This window comes from Citrobacter sp. VF227 (assembly GCF_052950715.1).
Genome location: NZ_JBRFVF010000001.1, coordinates 512,981 through 534,342, shown reverse-complemented (window position 1 = coordinate 534,342; position 21,362 = coordinate 512,981). Strand labels below are relative to the sequence as shown.

General features: G+C 50.4%; 23 protein-coding genes. 10 read left to right on the top strand and 13 right to left on the bottom strand.

Translation table 11 applies throughout. From position 1 onward, the window contains the following. Positions 1 to 61 precede the first annotated feature (61 nt). The 4 genes from pspE to tyrR all read left to right on the top strand — a co-directional run bounded on the left by pspE (position 62) and on the right by tyrR (position 4,669). Positions 62 to 379 carry a thiosulfate sulfurtransferase PspE gene (pspE, locus tag ACU8YC_RS02665; RefSeq protein WP_446894987.1) on the top strand — a complete coding sequence of 106 codons (318 nt, stop codon included), beginning with the start codon at positions 62 to 64 and terminating at the stop codon, positions 377 to 379. Positions 380 to 521: 142 nt separating this feature from the next. Next, the gene (locus tag ACU8YC_RS02660) at positions 522 to 1,919 is read left to right on the top strand and encodes a YcjX family GTP-binding protein (RefSeq protein WP_151219333.1); all 1,398 of its coding nucleotides are present in this window, start codon (positions 522 to 524) and stop codon (positions 1,917 to 1,919) included. Continuing rightward, entirely contained in the window at positions 1,916 to 2,977 is a 1,062-nt protein-coding gene (locus ACU8YC_RS02655) for a TIGR01620 family protein (protein ID WP_446894986.1), read from the top strand. The genes ACU8YC_RS02660 and ACU8YC_RS02655 overlap by 4 nt, the downstream gene beginning before the upstream one ends. A 147-nt stretch (positions 2,978 to 3,124) precedes the next feature. After that, entirely contained in the window at positions 3,125 to 4,669 is a 1,545-nt protein-coding gene (tyrR, locus tag ACU8YC_RS02650) for a transcriptional regulator TyrR (RefSeq protein WP_187252357.1), read from the top strand. A gap of 52 nt (positions 4,670 to 4,721) precedes the next feature. Here tyrR and tpx read toward each other — a convergent pair whose 3' ends face one another. Next, positions 4,722 to 5,228, bottom strand: coding sequence for a thiol peroxidase (gene tpx, locus ACU8YC_RS02645; protein ID WP_151219330.1), 507 nt, complete (start codon positions 5,226 to 5,228; stop codon positions 4,722 to 4,724). Between the two features lie 115 nt (positions 5,229 to 5,343). Between tpx and ycjG the strand changes: the two genes are divergently transcribed. Further along, positions 5,344 to 6,309, top strand: a complete 966-nt coding sequence (ycjG, locus tag ACU8YC_RS02640; protein ID WP_151219329.1) for an L-Ala-D/L-Glu epimerase — start codon at positions 5,344 to 5,346, stop codon at positions 6,307 to 6,309. Here the strand turns inward: ycjG and mpaA are convergent. Continuing rightward, positions 6,284 to 7,012 (bottom strand): murein tripeptide amidase MpaA, encoded by a 729-nt coding sequence (gene mpaA, locus ACU8YC_RS02635; protein WP_252838816.1) that lies wholly within the window; start codon positions 7,010 to 7,012, stop codon positions 6,284 to 6,286. The two genes, ycjG and mpaA, sit on opposite strands and share 26 nt — an antisense overlap. Before the next feature lie 184 nt (positions 7,013 to 7,196). Between mpaA and mppA the strand changes: the two genes are divergently transcribed. Further along, entirely contained in the window at positions 7,197 to 8,810 is a 1,614-nt protein-coding gene (gene mppA, locus ACU8YC_RS02630; protein WP_151225502.1) for a murein tripeptide ABC transporter substrate-binding protein MppA, read from the top strand. A 64-nt stretch (positions 8,811 to 8,874) separates the two neighbouring features. After that, positions 8,875 to 9,165, top strand: coding sequence for a Rho-binding antiterminator (locus ACU8YC_RS02625; RefSeq protein ID WP_187252359.1), 291 nt, complete (start codon positions 8,875 to 8,877; stop codon positions 9,163 to 9,165). An 8-nt stretch (positions 9,166 to 9,173) separates the two neighbouring features. Here ACU8YC_RS02625 and ACU8YC_RS02620 read toward each other — a convergent pair whose 3' ends face one another. Next, positions 9,174 to 9,944, bottom strand: coding sequence for a DeoR/GlpR family DNA-binding transcription regulator (locus ACU8YC_RS02620; RefSeq protein ID WP_151219327.1), 771 nt, complete (start codon positions 9,942 to 9,944; stop codon positions 9,174 to 9,176). 118 nt (positions 9,945 to 10,062) lie between these two features. Between ACU8YC_RS02620 and ACU8YC_RS02615 the strand changes: the two genes are divergently transcribed. Then, positions 10,063 to 10,446, top strand: coding sequence for a VOC family protein (locus ACU8YC_RS02615; RefSeq protein WP_151219326.1), 384 nt, complete (start codon positions 10,063 to 10,065; stop codon positions 10,444 to 10,446). Positions 10,447 to 10,484: 38 nt separating this feature from the next. Here ACU8YC_RS02615 and ACU8YC_RS02610 read toward each other — a convergent pair whose 3' ends face one another. Then, complete coding sequence (locus tag ACU8YC_RS02610; protein WP_187252360.1) at positions 10,485 to 11,516, bottom strand: mechanosensitive ion channel family protein; 1,032 nt, start codon at positions 11,514 to 11,516, stop codon at positions 10,485 to 10,487. Positions 11,517 to 11,760: 244 nt separating this feature from the next. Between ACU8YC_RS02610 and ACU8YC_RS02605 the strand changes: the two genes are divergently transcribed. After that, positions 11,761 to 12,021, top strand: coding sequence for a DUF2534 family protein (locus tag ACU8YC_RS02605; protein ID WP_003020403.1), 261 nt, complete (start codon positions 11,761 to 11,763; stop codon positions 12,019 to 12,021). A gap of 46 nt (positions 12,022 to 12,067) precedes the next feature. Here the strand turns inward: ACU8YC_RS02605 and uspE are convergent, their stop codons facing one another. From uspE to ogt, 8 genes are all read right to left on the bottom strand, one after another. Then, positions 12,068 to 13,018 (bottom strand): universal stress protein UspE, encoded by a 951-nt coding sequence (uspE, locus tag ACU8YC_RS02600; RefSeq protein ID WP_151219325.1) that lies wholly within the window; start codon positions 13,016 to 13,018, stop codon positions 12,068 to 12,070. Between the two features lie 279 nt (positions 13,019 to 13,297). Further along, positions 13,298 to 13,918, bottom strand: coding sequence for a tetratricopeptide repeat protein (locus ACU8YC_RS02595; protein ID WP_151219324.1), 621 nt, complete (start codon positions 13,916 to 13,918; stop codon positions 13,298 to 13,300). Then, positions 13,915 to 14,721, bottom strand: a complete 807-nt coding sequence (locus ACU8YC_RS02590) for an SDR family oxidoreductase (RefSeq protein WP_286540494.1) — start codon at positions 14,719 to 14,721, stop codon at positions 13,915 to 13,917. The genes ACU8YC_RS02595 and ACU8YC_RS02590 overlap by 4 nt, the downstream gene beginning before the upstream one ends. Continuing rightward, positions 14,708 to 15,373 carry a TenA family transcriptional regulator gene (locus tag ACU8YC_RS02585; protein ID WP_286540496.1) on the bottom strand — a complete coding sequence of 222 codons (666 nt, stop codon included), beginning with the start codon at positions 15,371 to 15,373 and terminating at the stop codon, positions 14,708 to 14,710. Before ACU8YC_RS02585 ends, ACU8YC_RS02590 begins: the two co-directional genes overlap by 14 nt. Further along, positions 15,370 to 16,812 carry an AMP-dependent synthetase/ligase gene (locus ACU8YC_RS02580; RefSeq protein WP_286540499.1) on the bottom strand — a complete coding sequence of 481 codons (1,443 nt, stop codon included), beginning with the start codon at positions 16,810 to 16,812 and terminating at the stop codon, positions 15,370 to 15,372. The genes ACU8YC_RS02585 and ACU8YC_RS02580 overlap by 4 nt, the downstream gene beginning before the upstream one ends. Continuing rightward, positions 16,793 to 17,449, bottom strand: a complete 657-nt coding sequence (locus ACU8YC_RS02575; protein WP_151219320.1) for a thermostable hemolysin — start codon at positions 17,447 to 17,449, stop codon at positions 16,793 to 16,795. Before ACU8YC_RS02575 ends, ACU8YC_RS02580 begins: the two co-directional genes overlap by 20 nt. A gap of 416 nt (positions 17,450 to 17,865) precedes the next feature. Next, a complete protein-coding gene (gene fnr / locus ACU8YC_RS02570; protein ID WP_003020397.1) occupies positions 17,866 to 18,618 on the bottom strand; it encodes a fumarate/nitrate reduction transcriptional regulator Fnr in 753 nt (250 codons plus the stop codon). A gap of 194 nt (positions 18,619 to 18,812) precedes the next feature. Then, complete coding sequence (ogt, locus tag ACU8YC_RS02565; RefSeq protein WP_151219319.1) at positions 18,813 to 19,328, bottom strand: methylated-DNA--[protein]-cysteine S-methyltransferase; 516 nt, start codon at positions 19,326 to 19,328, stop codon at positions 18,813 to 18,815. A 213-nt stretch (positions 19,329 to 19,541) separates the two neighbouring features. Here ogt and smrA point away from each other — a divergent pair, with 213 nt between their 5' ends. Continuing rightward, positions 19,542 to 20,105: a DNA endonuclease SmrA gene (gene smrA / locus ACU8YC_RS02560; RefSeq protein ID WP_151219318.1), complete on the top strand. Its 564-nt coding sequence runs from the start codon at positions 19,542 to 19,544 to the stop codon at positions 20,103 to 20,105. A 12-nt stretch (positions 20,106 to 20,117) separates the two neighbouring features. Here smrA and ACU8YC_RS02555 read toward each other — a convergent pair whose 3' ends face one another. Then, positions 20,118 to 21,350 (bottom strand): GGDEF domain-containing protein, encoded by a 1,233-nt coding sequence (locus ACU8YC_RS02555; protein ID WP_187252364.1) that lies wholly within the window; start codon positions 21,348 to 21,350, stop codon positions 20,118 to 20,120. Between the last annotated feature and the right edge of the window lie 12 nt (positions 21,351 to 21,362).

Below are 21,362 nucleotides of genomic sequence, written 5' to 3'. Positions count from 1 at the left end.
TTTTCTTAAGAACTGGCGTATAGTGTAGGGGTTAAATCCAACTATCAGCCAGGAAGATATTATGTTGAAGAAAAGCGTATTCGCGTTGGCACTGGTCATCGGCATGCCGGTTTATGCTGCCGAGCACTGGGTTGATGTTCGCGTTCCTGAACAGTATCAACAGCAGCATATTCAGGGGGCTGTCAACATCCCGTTAAAAGAGCTCAAGGCGCGTATCGTAACTGAAGTTCCTGATAAGAACGATACCGTGAAGCTCTACTGCAACTCCGGGCGTCAATCAGGGCAGGCGAAGGACATGCTGACTGAAATGGGCTACACGCAGGTGACTAACGAAGGTGGCATCAATCAGATTGCGCTGCCAAAAGTAGAAAATAAGTAAACCGCTCGCATTTCTTCTGCTACAGGCGGTAAGAATTATACCGCCTGATATCGCTCAGGTAGTTGATAAGTAAGAATTGACCCCTATCTTTACTTCCTGTTTGTTATAATTTATTCGGTTCCTTCAGCAAAACGGGATGGCGATGAAGCGACTTAAAAATGAACTCAATTCGCTGGTTAATCGCGGCGTAGACCGGCATTTGCGGCTGGCTGTCACCGGACTTAGCCGTAGCGGTAAGACAGCATTTATCACCGCGATGGTAAACCAGCTACTCAATATTCATGCTGGTGCGCGTCTGCCGTTGCTCAGTTGCGTACGCGAAGAGCGTCTGCTCGGCGTTAAGCGGGTTCCACAACGCGACTTTGGCATTCCGCGCTTTACCTATGATGAAGGATTGGCTCAGCTGTATGGCTCTCCGCCGACCTGGCCAACACCGACACGTGGTGTGAGTGAAATACGCCTGGCGCTGCGCTACAAGTCCAATGACTCGTTACTGCGCCACTTTAAAGACACCTCCACGCTGTATCTGGAAATCGTCGATTATCCGGGAGAGTGGCTGCTTGATTTACCGATGCTGGCACAGGACTATTTGAGCTGGTCGCGTCAAATGACCGGATTATTACAAGGGCAGCGTGGTGAATGGTCGGCAAAATGGCGGCAGTTAAGCCACGGGCTTGATCCACTGGCACCTGCTGATGAAAACCGCCTCGCAGAAATCGCTGCTGCCTGGACGGAGTATCTGCATCAATGCAAGCAGCAGGGGCTGCACTTTATTCAGCCGGGCCGTTTTGTCCTGCCAGGAGATATGGCGGGCGCGCCTGCGTTGCAGTTTTTCCCGTGGCCGGACGTTGATGCCTGGGGAGAATCGAAGCTGGCGCAGGCAGATAAGCACACCAATGCGGGTATGCTGCGCGACAGATTTAATTACTACTGTGAAAAAGTCGTGAAGGGATTTTATAAGAATCACTTCCTGCGCTTTGACCGTCAGATTGTGCTAGTTGATTGCCTGCAACCGCTCAACAGCGGGCCACAGGCGTTTAACGACATGCGTCTGGCGCTGACCCAACTGATGCAAAGCTTCCATTACGGACAGCGCACGCTGTTTCGTCGGCTGTTTTCACCGGTGATCGACAAACTGCTGTTTGCCGCCACCAAAGCGGACCATGTCACCGTCGATCAGCACGCTAATATGGTGTCGCTATTGCAGCAGTTGATCCAGGATGCCTGGCAAAACGCCGCATTCGAAGGCATCAGCATGGATTGTCTGGGTCTGGCATCGGTGCAGGCAACCACCAGCGGCCTGATCGATGTGAAGGGTGAGAAGATCCCCGCGCTGCGTGGTAATCGCCTGAGCGATGGCGAACCGCTGACGGTCTATCCTGGTGAAGTACCCGCACGTTTACCTGGACAAGCGTTTTGGGACAGCCAGGGTTTCCAGTTTGAGGCATTTCGCCCGCAGGTGATGGATGTCGATAAGCCCTTACCGCATATCCGTCTTGATGCCGCGCTGGAGTTTTTAATAGGAGATAAATTGCGATGAGCGAGCCATTAAAACCGCGTATCGATTTCTCAGGTCCGCTGGATGTGGAACAAAATGCGGCGTTTAAAGCACAGCAGATGTTTAACGAAACGGAAGCGCAGACTTTTTCTCCGGCGACAGTGGATGAACCACTGGAAGATGAAGGTCAGGCAGAAGCCGTCATTGATGCGGCCCTTCGCCCTAAACGCAGTCTGTGGCGCAAGATGGTGATGGGTGGGCTGGCACTGTTTGGCGTGAGCGTTGTCGCTCAGGGAGTGCAGTGGACCATGAATGCCTGGCAGACTCAGGACTGGGTTGCGCTGGGAGGATGTGCTGCTGGCGCATTGATTATTGGCGCGGGTGTGGGGTCGGTTGCGACAGAGTGGCGTCGGTTATGGCGTTTGCGCCAGCGCGCGCACGAGCGCGATGAAGCGCGAGATCTGCTCCACAGCCACGGAACCGGGAAAGGACGCGCATTTTGTGAAAAGCTGGCGCAGCAGGCGGGTATCGATCAGTCCCACCCGGCGCTTCAGCGCTGGTATGCCTCAATTCATGAAACGCAGAACGATCGTGAAGTAGTTAGCCTGTATGCGCATCTTGTGCAGCCGGTTCTGGATGCGCAAGCCCGGCGTGAGATTAGCCGTTCAGCGGCGGAGTCCACGCTGATGATTGCCGTCAGCCCGCTGGCGCTAGTGGATATGGCATTTATCGCCTGGCGCAATCTGCGGCTGATTAATCGCATCGCATCGCTGTATGGTATTGAACTTGGTTATTACAGCCGCCTGCGCTTGTTCCGTCTGGTGCTGCTGAATATTGCTTTTGCCGGAGCCAGTGAACTGGTGCGGGAAGTGGGAATGGACTGGATGTCGCAGGATTTAGCCGCCCGCTTATCGACACGTGCCGCTCAGGGCATTAGCGCGGGCTTATTAACGGCGCGTCTGGGTATCAAAGCCATGGAACTATGCCGACCGCTACCGTGGATCGATGACGATAAGCCTCGACTGGGCGATTTTCGCCGCCAACTGATTGGTCAGGTGAAAGAGACCTTACAAAAGAATAAATCTCCGCGCGAAAGCTAGCCAATAATCGGGCACCGATCGTACAGCTTTACGTCCAGGTGCCCGTTTTTCCAACGAGCTGTCAATATTTGTTGACAGAGTTCTTCCTGCAAACCCAATACTGTCTTATCATTTAATACATAATCCCTTGTCCAGGTGAAGGTTCCTATGCGTTTGGAAGTCTTTTGTGAAGACCGACTTGGTCTGACCCGCGAATTGCTCGATTTACTGGTGCTGAGAAGCATTGATTTGCGCGGTATCGAGATTGACCCCATCGGGCGAATTTACCTCAATTTTGCGGAACTGGAGTTCACCAATTTCAGTAGCCTGATGGCTGAAATCCGCCGTATTTCTGGCGTTACGGATGTACGTACCGTACCCTGGATGCCTTCAGAGCGTGAACATCTTGCGCTGAGTGCGCTGCTTGAGGCGCTACCAGAACCGGTCCTTTCTCTGGATATGAAAAGCAAAATTGAGATGGCGAATCCTGCGAGCTGTCAGCTTTTCACTCACACGCAGGATCGTATGCGCAATCATACCGCGGCCCAGTTAATCAACGGGTTCAATTTCCAGCGCTGGCTCGAAAGCAATCCGCAGGATTCGCATAGCGAGCATGTGGTGATTAACGGACAGAACTTCCTGATGGAAATTACGCCAGTCCATTTGCAGGGAGAAAATCAGGAGCAGATGCTGACCGGTGCCGTTGTTATGCTACGTTCCACCCTCCGGATGGGACGTCAGTTGCAAAATATGACCACGCAAGATCTAAGCGCGTTCAGCCAGATTATTGCCGTCAGCGCCAAAATGAAACACGTTGTGGAACAGGCGCGTAAGCTGGCAACGCTGAGTGCGCCGCTGCTGATTACCGGTAATACCGGCACTGGCAAAGATCTCTTTGCCCATGCCTGCCATCTGGCGAGTCCACGTGCGTCGAAGCCGTATCTGGCGCTCAATTGCGCATCGATTCCTGAAGATGCGGTCGAAAGCGAACTATTTGGTCATGCGCCGGAAGGCAAAAAAGGCTTCTTTGAGCAGGCGAATGGCGGTTCGGTTCTGTTGGATGAAATTGGCGAAATGTCGCCGCGTATGCAGACCAAACTGCTGCGTTTTCTCAATGACGGCACGTTCCGTCGCGTGGGAGAAGATCATGAAGTTCATGTTGATGTTCGCGTGATTTGCGCGACGCAAAAGAACCTTGTGGAGCTGGTGCAAAAAGGGCTTTTCCGTGAAGATCTCTATTATCGTCTGAATGTACTGACGCTAAACCTGCCGCCGCTGCGCGATTGCCCGCAAGATATTATGCCGCTTACCGAACTGTTTGTGGCACGTTTTGCCGACGAGCAGGGCGTACCGCGTCCGAAGTTGTCCGCCGATCTTAGCACGGTGTTAACCCGCTATGGTTGGCCGGGTAACGTGCGCCAGCTTAAAAATGCTATCTATCGGGCGCTGACCCAGCTTGAAGGCTATGAGTTGCGTCCGCAGGATATTTTACTGCCGGATTATGATGCGGCTACGGTAGCGGTCGGAGAAGAAGTGATGGAAGGATCGCTGGATGAAATTACCAGCCGCTTTGAACGCTCAGTGCTGACGCAGCTTTATATGAATTATCCCAGCACGCGCAAACTCGCCAAACGCCTCGGTGTTTCGCATACCGCGATTGCTAACAAATTGCGAGAGTATGGACTGAGTCAGCAGAAAAAAAGCGAAGAGTAATGCCATAAATGAAAATGCCTCCATCCGGAGGCATTTTTGTATGTAGGCTGGCTTAAGCTTTCAGAACGTCCAGCGCAGCGGTGTAGTCTGGCTCGTTGGTGATTTCATTGACCAGTTGGCTGAAAACGACGTTGTCATTTTCATCGATAACAACCACGGCGCGTGCGGCCAGGCCTTTCAGCGGACCTTCAGCGATTTCAACGCCGTAGTTTTTCAGGAATTCTGCATTCCGCAGGGTGGACAGCGTGATAACGTTGCTCAGACCTTCCGCGCCGCAAAAGCGAGAATGGGCGAATGGCAGGTCGGCTGAGATGCACAGTACGACGGTATTGTCGATTTCTGTCGCCAGTTGGTTAAACTTACGTACCGATGCCGCGCAAACGCCGGTATCGATGCTTGGGAAAATATTCAGCACTTTGCGCTTGCCTGCGAACTGGCCCAGCGTAACGTCAGACAGGTCTTTAGCCACAAGGGTAAAAGCCTGAGCTTTGCTTCCAGTCTGAGGAATAGAGCCGGCAACTGCAACCGGGTTGCCCTGGAAATGAACGGTTTGTGACATGGTTATCTTCCTGTTTACATATAGTTAACGTCGAGGCTAGTTTATGCCATCAACAGTTAACACGGCAAACGCTATTTGCGGATATCCGCTTCAGGGACTGTATTAAGGAAAACAAATGAGAACAGTTAAGGTATATGAGGAAGCCTGGCCGCTGCACACTCCCTTTGTCATTGCCCGTGGGAGTCGAACTGAAGCGCATGTGGTGGTGGTCGAAGTGGCAGAAAACGGCGTCACAGGTATTGGCGAGTGTACGCCGTACCCACGCTACGGCGAAAGCGATGCCTCTGTGCTGGCGCAAATTATGAGCATTGCGCCACAACTGGAAAACGGACTGACGCGTGAAGATCTGCAAAAACTGCTGCCAGCGGGAGCGGCGCGTAATGCCGTGGACTGCGCGTTGTGGGATTTGAGTGCGCGTCAACAGCAGCAGTCGCTGGCAGAATTAGCAGGAAGTAAACTGGCTGAGATAGTGACGACGGCGCAAACCGTGGTGATTGGCACGCCGGAGCAAATGGCGGCGAGCGCGGCTGCGCTATGGGGTAATGGCGCAAAACTGCTGAAAGTGAAACTGGATGAGCGCTTAATTAGCGAGCGGATGGTTGCCATTCGTGCCGCTGTACCCGATGCCACGATTATTGTCGACGCTAATGAGTCCTGGCGGGCAGAAGGCCTGGCGGCTCGCTGTCAACTGCTGGCTGATTTAGGGGTTGCGATGCTGGAGCAGCCACTGCCGGCACAGGACGATGCCGCACTGGAAAATTTTGTGCATCCGCTGCCCATCTGCGCAGATGAAAGCTGCCACACCCGTAGCAGTCTGAAAGCGTTGCATGGACGCTATGAAATGGTCAATATCAAACTCGACAAAACCGGTGGCCTGACGGAAGCGCTCGCGCTGGCAACTGAAGCACGAGAGCAAGGATTTGCGCTAATGCTGGGCTGTATGCTGTGTACCTCCCGGGCGATTAGCGCGGCGTTACCCCTTACGCCACTGGTTAGTTTTGCCGATCTTGATGGCCCAACCTGGCTTGCAACCGATGCGGAACCAGCCTTGCATTTTACGACCGGACAGCTTCATCTCTAGGGTGCCAGCGCAGGAGATTGGACATGGCCAGCAGATATTTCTCGCTCGCTTCATCTGATGAAATAGGGGGGAATTCGGCGGTGATACAGTGTAAGTTCAGGTCTGCGCACCAGCTTCCAAAAGAGCCGGGCGTTTCATAACCTACGCTGGTTACAAGCGGCAATTCAAACGACTGCGCCAGCCACACGCCTAATTCGCTGCGCCTGGGATCTTCAATACAGGCCAGCGGATCGTGAAAAGAAACTACCCACGCTGGGTGAATTCGGTGAATAAGCTGACACAGCGCCTGGGTTTCTGGTTCTGAGCCCGGCTTTTCGCCGGTCAACAACACCACATCACGCTCTTCTGCGCTGCTGTTCCAGCGATATACCGTTTCGCCCGCTTTCCAGTTTGCAGCGGGAAAGTTACGGTTAAGATCCACGCCGTTCGCATTGGCACGCAGTCCGAGCTGACAACCGTCAGGGTTAACCGCCAGCACGACATGATGACGTCGTAAGGAAGGGTTAAGCGTACGCAGTGCGCAGGAAAGGGTGACGACCGATGAGTTCTCGTCGCCGTGCGTTCCTGCCAGTATCAGACCGCTTTCACGATCGGCAGCCATTGCGGGAAACCAGATCAGCGGTGCGCCGAGCAATGAACGTCCGTAATGTTCGGTTCCTGGCGGAAATGCGCCGCGCTCGGCACGGGGGCGGGTAACGGTCATAGTCATCTCTGAATGCTGGGATAGTTACTCGCAGTGTTGTGCAAAATGTATGGATAATCAAATCGTTTTCACACACTTATCTTTTCAGGTGTAATATCACTTTCTTGTCGGAAGTTAATTGCATTTCCTGCTGGCGATACAAATAATTACACATTCACTTAGTAGCCGGAATTGAGGGTATCTTATGCAGCATTCTGTTTCAGTAACCTGTTGTGCGCTGTTAGTTAGCAGCATTTCATTATCCTGGGCTGCTGATGTTCCCAGCGGAACGGTACTGGCAGAGAAACAAGAACTGGTGCGTCATATAAAAGATGAACCGGCGTCACTGGATCCGGCAAAGGCCGTCGGGCTTCCTGAAATCCAGGTTATCCGTGATTTATTTGAAGGACTGGTCAACCAGAATGAGAAGGGCGAGATTGTGCCTGGCGTTGCCACCCAGTGGAAAAGCAACGATAACCGTATCTGGACGTTTACGCTACGCGACAATGCGCAATGGGCTGATGGTACGCCGGTAACGGCACAGGATTTTGTCTATAGCTGGCAGCGTCTGGTTGATCCGAAAACGCTGTCGCCGTTTGCCTGGTTTGCTGCGCTGGCAGGCATTAACAATGCACAGGCCATCATCGATGGAAAAGCCACGCCGGATAAGCTTGGCGTTAGCGCGATTGATGCGCGTACGTTGAAGGTTCAACTGGATAAACCACTGCCCTGGTTTGCCAATCTGACGGCGAGTTTTGCGTTTTATCCGGTACAGAAAGCCAATGTTGAGAGCGGCAAAGAGTGGACCAAACCCGGCAATCTGATTGGTAACGGCGCTTATGTGCTCAAAGATCGCGTCGTGAACGAAAAACTGGAAGTTGTGCCAAACACGCATTATTGGGATAACGCCAAAACGGTGCTGCAAAAAGTGACCTTTCTGCCAATTAATCAGGAGTCGGCAGCCACCAAGCGCTACCTTGCGGGTGATATTGATATCACTGAATCCTTTCCGAAAAACATGTATCAGAAACTGTTGAAGGATATTCCGGGCCAGGTTTATACCCCGCCTCAGCTTGGCACTTACTATTATGCCTTCAATACCCAGAAGGGACCGACTGCTGATTCCCGCGTGCGTCTGGCGCTCAGCATGACGATCGATCGTCGTTTGATGGCGGAGAAAGTATTGGGGACTGGTGAAAAACCCGCCTGGCATTTTACGCCGGATGTTACGGCAGGATTTGTACCTGAACCTTCGCCGTTTGAGCAAATGAGTCAGGAAGAGTTGAATGCTCAGGCGAAAACGCTGTTGCGTGCAGCAGGCTATGGTCCTCAGAAGCCGCTGAAACTGACGCTGCTGTACAACACCTCTGAAAACCACCAAAAGATTGCTATCGCTGTGGCTTCTATGTGGAAGAAGAATCTCGGCGTTGACGTAAAACTGCAGAATCAGGAGTGGAAAACCTATATTGACAGCCGTAATACCGGCAATTTTGATGTGATCCGCGCTTCCTGGGTGGGGGACTACAATGAGCCTTCGACGTTCCTGTCGCTATTAACATCGACCCATACGGGCAATATCTCCCGCTTTAATAATCCGGCATACGATAAAGTATTAACTCAGGCTACGTTGGAAAATACCGAGAAGGCGCGGAATGCGGATTATAATACGGCAGAGAAAATTCTGATGGAACAGGCACCTATTGCGCCTATCTATCAGTATACCAACGGGCGTTTAATCAAACCGTGGCTGAAAGGGTATCCGATTACTAACCCTGAAGATGTGGCATACAGTCGCACAATGTATATTTTGAAACACTAATATTGCAGGCACGTTCGGGACGTGGTGTTAGCCATTTCCCGAACAGACAAGGCAAGGTGGAGTGATGAAAGCGACGGAAAAATATTATCCGATAGATTGCGATCTTCATGATTATCTGGAAATCGCTTGCCTGTACCACTATTGGTTACGCATTGAGCTAACGGATAGCAGATGTTTTGATGCCAAAGCGTTGACGACGTGTACCACAACGGATAAAGAAGAATTTCTGCTGGTGGAGCACGATGAAGACCAGCAAACAATTCGTCTGGATCACCTGTCAACGATCACTGCGCTGACGCCCGGGGCGCTCTTTAGCACGGTGAGTTTTCAGCGAGCCATAAAGAAAGAACTGTAGTACAGATGTTATACGGTATAAATACGAATATCGTGCGCCTGGAAAGCCGTGGCATACTCTTTGCTAATATTATCCTCGACAACAATCACATCGATATTGCTGCTTTCGGTGACGACATAACGGGCGACAGCCGGGATCTTCTCCGCTGTCAGCGCGACGATAGTTTCATTGCACTGCTTGATCACTGCTTTTTTGAACTCACAATCCGCGTAATCAAATCCCGTTAAGCCAGGTTCAGGCGACATTGCACAACCGCCAATAAATCCCTGATCGAATAAAATACCCTGCACCTGTGCAATAGCGGCGGCCCCCACACATCCTCCTGAAGATCGCTGTACTGCACCGCCCAGTATAATGACGTCAAACAGCGGTTTTTTTAGTAAAACGGCGGCAATCTCCGGTGAATTTGTCACCACGGTTAGCGCCAGCTCGGCGGGCAGGGCTTCAGCCATTGCCATATTGGTACTGCCCGTATCGATAAAAATGCAGCTTCCTGATTTAACCAGTCGGGCGCATCTCTGCGCGATATTGCTCTTTTTCGCCACATTAATACGCTTACGCACGCTGATGTCTTCGGATTCAGGGAGGGCAATGACTGCGCCGCCATAGACTTTTTTACATACGCCATCTTTACTCAGCTCATGCAGGTCGCGGCGGATTGTGTGTTCTGAAACGCCCAACCTGCTGGCGAGTTCGGAACAGATGACCCTGCCGTTTTCCTGCAGGATCTGATAAATGAGCGCCTGGCGCTGTTCCGGAAATGCGGCGTAATCGAGCATGTGTACTCCAGAAAAAATAAACATCGAGCAATAACAAGCATAATCGTGCATTATGGTTCACGATGTCAACACCCCTTAAAGGGGCGTCCTGTAGTAGATATTATGAGAGAGGTTCGCTATGAAAGTTGCGCATATGGCGTTATGGACACGGGATCTTGAACAGCAAGCGCAGTTCTGGGTTACGTTTTTTGACGCAAAGATCAACGAAAAATACTGCAGTAAAACCAATCCTGGATTTGAATCTTATTTTGTCACTATTGGTGAGGATATTGCGATTGAGTTAATGACGAAGCCTGGATTGACACAACGAACTCCTGACAATAACACTTCAGGATGGGTGCATCTCGCCATGTCAGTGGGGGGGAGAGAAAATGTTGATGCTATGGCAACACTGGCAAAAGAACAGGGGATATTAGTCTCTGACCCACGTACTACTGGTGACGGATATTACGAAGCAGTGATACAGGATCCTGATGGAAATTTAATTGAGATAGTAGCCTAATCCCTTAAAAAATTTGGTGCAGGATCCGTATCATCATTTTAATTGGCAGACGCTTGTGTGGTGGAGTTCTCCATATACAGCGTCTGGCTGGGGAATGCAAAGTCGGCGCCGTTTGCCTGGACTATCGAAATAATTTTCAAATAAACGTCTTGTTGTACTGCGAGCCACTCCTGCCAGACGGTGGTTTTCGTGAAGCAATACACCATGATATTCAATGATGAATCAGCAAATTCATTAAAATAAACCAACAGAGTTTGTTTCTGGTCTATTCCAGGATGGTTTTGCAACATTTGTCTGACTGATTCAACAACGTTACCGACTTTATCAGCATCCTCATATCGTAACCCGATCACCGTTTTGATGCGTCGGTTAGTCATCCTCCCCGGGTTCTCTACGCTGATGGAAGAGAAAACCGAGTTTGGTACATATAGCGGGCGATGATCGAAGGTTTTTATTTTGGTCATTCGCCAGCCGATTTCTGTTACCGTGCCTTCAATATTACGGTCCGGGGAGCGGATCCAGTCGCCGATGCTAAACGGTCTGTCGAAATAGAGCATAATGCCAGAGAAAAAATTGCTCAGAACGTCTTTACCCGCCATACCTACAGCGATGCCGCCAATACCGCCGAAGGTTAACAGGCCGGATAAGCTCATGCCGAAATGCTCGCCGTACAGCAAAATGATAGCGACCACGATAGTAATCTTAATGATACGCGACAGGATCCTCGCACTGGTGATATCTCTGCCTTTATTAATCTGCGTTTTTTCAAACTGATTAATCATCAAAAAGAGTTTGGTGGTCAGGATCAGCGCAATCAACGAGGTGCAGATAAAATCGACCACGCTGGAGGAGATAAATTTCAGGCTGTAACTTTCGATAATGTTATTGGCAATACTGCCAAACGTCCCAATGATAACGGCATAGATAAAAAATTGCGCGGCATGAAATATGAATCCTTTGCAGCGTCGCTCTCCTCGATGATACCAGACACTCATCAGGATCAGTGCGGCACAGCAGCTGAGAATTACTGTCAAATTAAACGCGTTATTTATAAACAGTTCAGCGATCATGATTCTTCCAGGCAGCTCCGTGTTAGCGAAATATCATCTGATATCCTAATCCTTGAATATTTTACTCAGTTCAGGCGATCAGAGCATTATTCTCCAGGATAGAAAAATAATGCAATTAGCGCTATTTTCGGCGAAATCGCGCTGGCGTCAACCCTGTGTATGGTTTATGTAGCAGACAGTCAGTTGATGTCATGGTATTGTTAGCGCAAAGTAACAAAGTTTTCATCTGCAAAAGGACAGTACTATGATCATGGCTAAGCTGAAGACAGCAAAGGGGCGGAAGTTTCTGTTGTGCCTGCTTGGGGTGTTTATTATCGCAGCGTCGGTCGTGACGCGAGCGACGATCGGCGGCGTTATTGAACAGTATGACATTCCGCTATCCGACTGGACCGCCTCAATGTACGCCATTCAATCTGCAATGATTTGTGTCTACAGTATGGTGTTTACGATTTTGTTGGCTATCCCGCTTGGTATTTATTTCCTCGGCGGTGAGGAGCAGCACTAGGTGTTGAAATGCCGGATGATATCGTCATCCGGCATGTGTTGCGCGGTTAGTCGTCTTCTTCGTCGTCCAGTTCAACAGGTGTTTGATACTCATCCGGCTTGATAACCAACAGGTCGCAGCGTAGGTGATCGATAACCTGTTCCGCGGTGTTACCAAGGAACGCGGCCGAAATACCGGTACGACCGACGGTACCCAGCACGACAATACCTGCCTGCAAGTGCTCGGCTAAATCAGGAATAACTTCTTCAGGTAAACCTTTTTCAACATGCGTCATTTTCTCATCGATACTGAATTTCTGACGTAACGCCTTCATCGCCAGCAGGTGCTGTCCGCGGATCGCATCGTTGTAAACACTGGGGTCAAACTCAGGCAGTTCAATCGCGATGTTGATTGGCGTCACGGGATAGGCCCCCACCAGATGTACTTCGGTATGGTTAACCTGTTCTGCCAGTTGCAGCGTCTCTTTGACCAGTTTTTCATTGAGCGCGTTGTGATAAGCCTCTTCACTGGCGAGGTTGACCGCAACCAGAGCTTTACCCCCTTCAGGCCATGGCTGGTCTTTGACCATCCATACCGGGCTTGGACATTTACGCAATAAATGCCAGTCTGTGGGGGTGAAAATTACGGCTTCGAGGCGGTCGTGTTGGTGCGCCATTTTGAGGACCAGGTCATGCTGAGCACTGATAACTTCCTGGATGATGGCTTCAAAGGGACGGTTGTGCCAGACCACTTTTATCTCAAGAGGGATCCCTGCTTCGATATAGTATTTCGCTTGTTCACGTATCCATGCCGTTCGTTGGCTGATAACTCCCTGACGCATTGCCGTACGTTCATCGGGCGACAGCAGCGTAGTCATCTCATAGGAAAAGTCATAGATCGGCAAAAAGGCCTTAATTTTGCCACCAATCCGTTGATGCAGATAAACAGCTCGCCTTAATGCTGGTTGATCGTCCTGGTTTGGATCGATGACGACCAGCATATTTTTGTACATAGCCATACAGGGTCTCCTTACAACTGTCATCGCAGTTTGTAACTAAAAGAGTAACCCAATAATGTGGATTGAAACAGGGGATAACCTCCTGCCAGATCAATAAATTGGGAAAATTTATATATTTTATTCACATCTTGCTAAAACTAAACGACTTTCCTCCGAATTTGTGTCCGTTTTAGGCATCCTGGTGTAGCGCTGTCGGCATACGGTTATTTAGTATAATGATCTGATCCTTCTGTTGTAGCGTAGTCTGCCGGAGGATATAGAAGGCAAGGGTTTGTATATTTACTGAATACTTTCCAGGTCTTTTGCTATATCACGATGGCGTCCCTGGTCGGCAATCTCACGCCCCTGGCGAGGCGGTGCTTTAAGCGCTTTTTCCAGATAGCGTTTTCCTTCGTCAGTCTTTTTCTCTTTTAGCAAAAAGTCGCCATAAAAATAGTTTGGATCGATGCCATCAGGATTGATCGCCAGTGCTTTTTTCAGCATTTCGTCGGCTTTGTTTTTATCACCAAACCCAATCGGCCAGCCGGGAACCTGATAATACAGCGCCCCAAGGCTGGTCCAGGCAGATCCCTGTAAAGCATTGGGGTCGATGCTGATCGCTTTTTCCAAATCGCTACGTGCCTGTTTGACCAGACTCAATGCACCCAGCCCTCCTTTAGCCCCCGCCCAGCTACTGTCGATAATCGCCGACCAGATAAGCAATGATGCATCAGCATTATTTTTCGCCTGACTCGCACTATGGGCCCGCTGACTCAGTGCGGTAAAGCAGCTCTCTTTTTTCGCTTCAAGGGTTTGATATTGGCAAACTGACCAGTCGTGCTGGAGATTTTCCAGTGTGGTAGTCGCCATGGCAGAGACGGGAAAAGCTGCCGTCAGCAGCAACGTTTTCAAAATTTTCATTTGTCTTCACCTTTGAATAAGCTCTGGGTATAGGATTGGATCACGGGTAATTTTTTACCCAGCGCGTTGTCTACTATACCGGGAAACCAGGCATTGATTTTTACGAACAGACGCTCCATCACGCCGAAGCGGTAGAGTTTCTGCTCTGTCTCAAGGAGATGCACCAGACGTATGGCGACAAATTGCGGGGAATCACTGCCATTACCCAGTTTGCGGTTAAGCGCGTAAACCTCGTCACTGTTGAGCGTAGTTTCGGTGGTGCGCGGCGCGGCATACAGTACGCAGATACCATTCCCCTTTAATTCGCGCCCCAGCGCCTCCGAGAAACGATGCGTGGCTGCCTTGGTGGCGCTATACACGCTCCAGGCAGGGTGACCAATTTCACCAAATATCGAACCAATGTTCAGGACGATGCCCTGCGGATTAAACTTATCCAGCATGGCGCGGGTTAACAGGGTGGGGATTTCGATATTGGTTCTAATCTGTTCCCGAATATCCTCAAAAGACTGTTGTTCAAACAGTGCAAAACGACTGGTTCCGGCATTGTTGATCAGGATATCCAGTTTGTTCTCATCTTTGAATCTGCTGGCCAGCGCGACGATTTCCTCATCAGTATAACTGTTCATCAGCGCAATATGATGCCGTTCCGGATTGGGAAGCGTTTCTTTCAGAAGCATCATTGCCTGCGCATTTCGTCCTACCAGGTACAGTCTGGCTCCTTTGTGCGCCAGCCTTTGCGCCAGCGCTTGTCCGATACCACCGCTGGCGCCAGTCAGCAGAACGGTTTTATCATGCAGGTTCATGCGTGGTCTGCCCCAGTTGATTAAGCATCTCTGTGTACAGGCGATAGACACGACGAGCAGCATAGATAATGGCTGCCTGATCGGCTTCGTCAGTCACGGTATCCATAAGTGAGGCGAAAAACTTAAGATGCCCCTGATCAAGTTCACCGTGTGAACGCAGGTAGGTTGTCGCCTGTTCTGGCAGCCCCAGTGTCCGTTCCACCTGGGCTGCAATCGCGGTAGCAATAGATACGCTGGTTCCCTCCAGTACCTGTACCATGCCAAAAATACTCATAGGATTGATCCGTTCAATGCGGTAGTAGAGCCAGGCAACCATCATTTCTATCGGTATCCCTGGAGTGCCATTGCGAACGCTTTGCGCATCACCGCCGCAAGCCTGAATATCGTTCAGGATCCATTCCTGATGCCCGTACTCTTCGTCAATATATTCAGCAATCGCGCCCCGAACAGCTTCATGTGAGGCTGGCAAGCGGCTGCCAGCACTCATCAACAGGGGGACGGTATGGCTGACGTGATAGTAAGCCTGTGTCAGAAAAGCGATATACAGGTCGCGCGAGATATCACCAGCCTGGCAGCGCGCGATGACAGGCGAGGAGAGTAAACTGCGGCGTTCGGCCTCAGTCTGTTGTTGTAATTTGTTATAAAAGCTCATGATGACTCCTCTTCACTACAGGTGAGAATATGTTGCCAGAGGGATTGCCGGATGAGTTCCCGGCGTGGGCGGCCATTTGCAGTGAGCATGCCAGGCTCTGAAATAGCTGAAGTGAATAACAAACGATGGAACTGCGCATAATCAGGCAGTCGAGCAGAAACAGCCAGTAGTTGCTCGCGGGCCTGCGTCTGTTGCCCGTCGACGGCATCGACGAGTGCAACGTTATGCCTTAAGCCTTCGCCAAAAATCACGATTCGGCGTACAGCCGGGCAGGCCATGGCCTCTGCCTCAGGCCATTCAGGTGAAAAATTACGACCAAAGGCGTTTATCTGCACGTTCTTCAGGCGTCCCTGAATACTAACAAACCCGTGGTCATCAACACTGCCAAGATCGCCGGTAGCAACTGTGGGGGAGGCGGGCGCGGCTCCCAGATACCCCAACGCGTTGGCCGGGCTGGTGACACACAATTGTTGCTGGTCATCAACATGGATCTGGATACCAGGCAATGGCCGACCGACGCTGTTCTCTTTTATGGCGTCGGGAAGATTGAGGGCAACGACAGAGCCACATTCGGAGAGGCCATACCCTTCATATACTGGTAAGCCACTCAATATCGCCATTGTCAGCAATGAAGCCGGAACCTTGCCGCCACCTGCGGCGACAAAACGTAAAGATTGCGTACTGCCCGGTACCTGCTTGTGCAGATGCAGTAACACCCGTAGCAACTCCGGTACCAGCACCAGGCTTTGTGGGTTCCAGGTGGTCAGCGCCTGAAGAAACTGGACTGGATTAAAGCGGCTGGAACCTTCAAACCCAATCCGGGAGGGCGGGATAATCACCGTCTCAACGCCAAGTAGCAGAGGGATGTAAACGCCGCACAGATTCTCCAGCAGGATACTGAGGGGCAGTGTCACCAGGTGTTTTTCCAGATTCAGGGGTTGCAGTGCGCCTGCTAACGTTTGAGCCATCCATACCATACCATCCAGACTCAGACAGACGCCTTTTGGCTCTCCGGTTGTACCGGAGGTATACGTTATCTTTGCCGTTCCTGCCGGCAGAGTCACGGGGTCCTTTACTGCACGGATTTGCAGTCTTCCGAGTACAAAATCGTGTTCCTGCCAATCCGCCAGGATTTCCCCACCGATTTGTGCATCCACAGAGGCTGATGATCGTACCCAGGCTTTCTGTTGCCCGCTGAAAAAGGAGGGGACAGGGATGATTACCACTCCACTTACCAGGCATGCGAGATCGATGATCGCCCATTCAGGGCTGTTATCCATTTCAAGTGCCAGCCGTTTTACCTTGAGGGAAGATAATTGTTCGGCCACTGCCTTAACGGCTTCATGGTATTGCTGCCAGCTCCACGAGCGAGAGTCTCCCTGCAGGGCGAGGGCATTTGGCTGAAGCGTAACCTGTTTCTCAAGCATGTTCAGAAACATAAGATCCTCCGGAAGGGGTTATCCAGGGAGCAGCAGGCGGATCAGCAAACATTCCCAGCAACAGGCTGGTCTGACTCAGTGTGGTTTGCCCACCATGTAACTCTCCCGCCATAATTTGTGGGTCATGTTCGTAATAGCTCCCCCATTCACGCGCAGCTTCGCCAAGCCTTGTCGGGTCAGCAGGCATCAATGTGACTGGCTGAAGATTCAGACGGAAAAAGGTATTGCGTATTTTTTTAGTTCCGGTAAAGACAATCCACGAATAGCAGTATTGATTGAGAAGCAGGCATAGCGCCGCATACATTATTCGGGCGCTAGCCCCGTCGCTCGCGGCAAAATTACCAATTTCAACCATTGAGTCACGTGAAACGGGATGTAACAATCGTGCAGACAGCACGGCTTCAACCGGGACATCAAGATAATGTTCGAGGTATAGCGTACCCATTGAGGCTGGCTGGACGCCACATGCTGCTTTTAATTCTCCGTTGGCATCGAACATTCCAAGTAACCATGGCATGCAACGCGGAAGAGATGCATGATAAAACTGAGAATAACTTTCACGAATAAACACTGAAATATCATTCTGCTCACGTTCACCAGGAAGCCAGCGCAACGTATAAGGAGATAAGATTCGCATAGGAAGACCTCTTTTAGCGTCTTTTCAGTATGGCGAGTCAACATTATGTTAACATTAAGTTGAGCATGAACCTGGTAATTGCATCCAATACCGCGACAATAATGTGTAGAACCCGAATAAACAGAATGTATTTATGCGGAAGTACATTCTGTAAATGGCTAGTCATGATTTCGGTGCTTTAACTGCAAGATATTACGTCAAGCTGACAGGAAATAATTAACGGTACTTTTGGGTGCATTTTGAGACGTAGGGGCGGGTTTTGGGCGAAACAATAGCACTATTGTCTGAGCCCATCGAAATTTATGTGTATCAAATAATCGGTAAATCATTGAAAGAGGGGAGAACCTTCTGCCAGATCGGTAAATCAGGAAATTTAGCGATTTGACAGAAGGATAATTGCGATGCTTGCGAAAAGATTACGCAACGTTACGCGTGTGGCCAGCAAGAACGGCCAGTGCATCGCTATTCTCAATAGTGATGTATTTACCTTTCACTGCGAGCATGCCACTTTTCTGGAAACGTCCTAGTAGTCGGCTGATGGTTTCAACCGTCAGACCGAGGTAGTTACCAATATCGCCACGGGTCATCGTCAGACGGAATTCGCGCGGGGAGAATCCGCGTTGGGCGAAACGACGGGACAAGTTATAGATGAAGGCCGCTAAGCGTTCTTCTGCGTTCTTCTTTGACAACAGCAGGATCATATCCTGGTCACCTTTGATCTCGCCGCTCATCAGACGCATCATTTGCTGACGCAGGTTCGGCATTTTACCGGACAGGTCATCAAGGGTTTCGAAAGGAATTTCGCATACCATTGAGGTTTCCAGCGCCTGGGCAAAGCTCGGGTGATGGCCGCTGCCAATCGCATCAAAGCCAACCAGGTCGCCTGCCAGATGAAAACCGGTAATTTGCTCATCACCTTGCTCGGTAATGGTATAGCTTTTAATCGTTCCGGAGCGGATAGCATAGAGTGATTTTAGCTCATCACCTGCTTTAAAGAGCGTCTGCCCCTTTTGGATAGGCTTTTTGCGCTCGATGATGTTATCGAGCTGGTCAAGCTCATGCTCGTTAAGTGTGAACGGGATGCAAAGCTGGCTGATGCTGCAATCCTGGCAATGGATAGCACAACCGCCAGACTGAATGCGCCGTATAATTCGCTTTTCCGGGATCATAGGTCTGCTCAAGCCGTAATTGATATTTGTCAATTTTAACATCTTTTTGGTGAGCGCGTAAGTCTGAGCTACTCCCAAGAGAGAATAATTCAGGCATAACTGAGGTAAATGATTGTATCTTATTGATTGAAAACACTTAATTTAGGATCGCATTGTACGGAAGTGTGATGAATAAGGCATTAATTGCCTGGGATCTAGAGTAACAAATAGCCTTCGTGACGTAATAACCACTCTTTTCGTTGCACGCCGCCGGCATATCCGGTCATGGTGCCGTTACGTCCAATGACGCGATGGCAGGGGACCACAATGCTCACCGGGTTTGAACCATTAGCCGCTCCGACAGCTCTGGCGGCGCCTGGACGTCCCAGTTGTTCGGCAAGTTGACCGTAGTGCATGACCTGTCCACAGGGGATAGTGCGCAATGCTTGCCAGACTTCGCGTTGGAAAAGCGTGCCAGCGGTTGCTGTTTCCAACGAATCAATAATGCTGAGGTTCCCGGCAAAATACTCCGACAGCTTATCGCTTAGTCCGCCAGGATTTTTGACGGCCATACGCTGATAGCCTTCTGTGCGGTAATGAATATCCAGCAATTGTTCCATGCGATCGCTGTGTTGGTCCCATTCCACCGCGCGCAGGCGAAATTGCTCATCACAAATAACCCATAGCGGGCCAAGCGGTGTGTCGATGATGTCTTCCAGTAAGTTAAGCATCCGTATCTCTCATTACAGCGTTCAGGCGAGGTGACACATTATCACGCCATTGACCGTTGCAGCTATACCCCTAAAAACGGATATCTGCATGTTATGAGTAGATCTTTTCAGTGGAGTCAAGCGGGTGAATTACTGGAAATAATCGTAAACCGTTGTCGGTATAATAGTGCGCGGTTATGATAACGTTCGTCGTAATTCGCTGGAGGATGAAACATGAACCTGGATGATAATTCGCTGTTTCTTGATGCGATGGGGGATGTTCAACCGCTGAAGGGCTCCGCCGATGTACATTGGCAGCCAACGCGTAATATTCGCACCCCGGCGCGTATCGACACGCTTCAACTGGATAACTTTCTCTCTACGGGGTTTCTCGATATTGTTCCGTTGAGCGAGCCGCTGGCTTTTCGGCGCGAAGGTTTGCAGCACGGTGTGACAGATAAACTGCGAACCGGAAAATATCCGCAGCAGGCGAGCCTTAATCTCATCCGCCAACCCGTTGAAACATGCCGTCAGATGCTCTTCAGTTTTATTTTGCAGGCACGGCAGGATGGGTTACGTAACGTGTTAGTGATACATGGCAAGGGGCGTGACGATAACGCTCATGCCAATATTATTCGCAGTTATGTGGCGCGCTGGCTGACAGAATTTGACGATGTGCAGGCCTACTGCACCGCATTGCCGCATCACGGCGGCAGCGGGGCATGCTATGTGGCATTACGTAAAACAGCGCAGGCAAAACAGGAAAACTGGGAGCGTCACGCGAAGCGCAGTCGCTAATCAACGTATACATCAGGCGGCCAAGACTCTGTTTCTGCCTTCGTGCTTGGCCTTGTATAGCGCGTCGTCAACGCGTTTGAATAATTCATCAATACTTTCGTTCGTTTCATGTCGGGCAACGCCAATGCTGACGGTAAAGCGGGGAAGGCCAGGGAGAGTCACCTTTGCGACCGTCGCGCGGATCACTTCTGCAAGGTTGAGAGCAACATCCAGCGACGTTCGCGGCAGAAGCAGCACAAATTCTTCACCACCCCAGCGAAAAATAAGATCGTCTTTTCGTGCACAGGATTCCAGTGTGCGTGCCAGCGCGCAAAGTACTTCATCGCCTTTCAAATGGCCAAACAGATCGTTAATGCTTTTAAAGCGATCAGTATCGATCAGCAGCAGGCTGTAGTCCTGCGTCAATGATATCGCATGCGTTTGCTCCGGCTCGGTTACCTGATAAAAATGTCGGCGGTTAAATAATCCCGTTAAAACATCTCGCATGGCCGCACGCTCAAGCTCCTGTTCCAGCCGCTTTTGCTCGGTAATGTCATGAATAATGCACAACATGAGTTTATTACCGTATATTTCGATCGGTCCGGCGTAAGTTTGTACATGACGGGAAGTCCCATCAGCCAGTTTATGGACAAAATGCAAAGGCTTATGGCCACCGGGTAGATGGGCGATCTCATGCATCACCGGAAGTATACGGCGGCCCAGCATATTGATTTCCCATGTATGTTTCTGACACATCACATCATGAGTGTATCCATAAAAATTGAGCGCACTGAGATTCGCATCAACGATCAACCCATCGCGGGACGGATCAATAAGTAACATTGGCGCGGAGTTGGTCTGGAAAAAACGTGCATAAAATCCCTGTTTTTTCCGCTGGTAGGTTGCTGAACGACTCGCCTTCAGACCCTGCGCAGTAGGTGTTTCAATACCTTCGAAAAGGATGACTTCACCCATACCCGGCAGGGCTTTAATGGAGAGGCGACTTGCCATCGCGGCCTCCTCACCCTCGCGATAAACCGTGAGAATTTCCACAATATGGTGAAGATTTCGCAAGTCGCTGAGATACATGGTTAAATCATTTTGAACATGCGCTGAAAATGTTCCCATGCGGAGCGGGGAAAAACAGAGATCATGCATTAGCTCCCGTGCAACGTTATTAGCGAATACCAGCTCTTCGGTATGTGGCAAAACAATCCATACCGGAAAGGTTAATAAATCCAGTGAATGCAGCTCGGTTGTGCTCATCGATAATCCCGT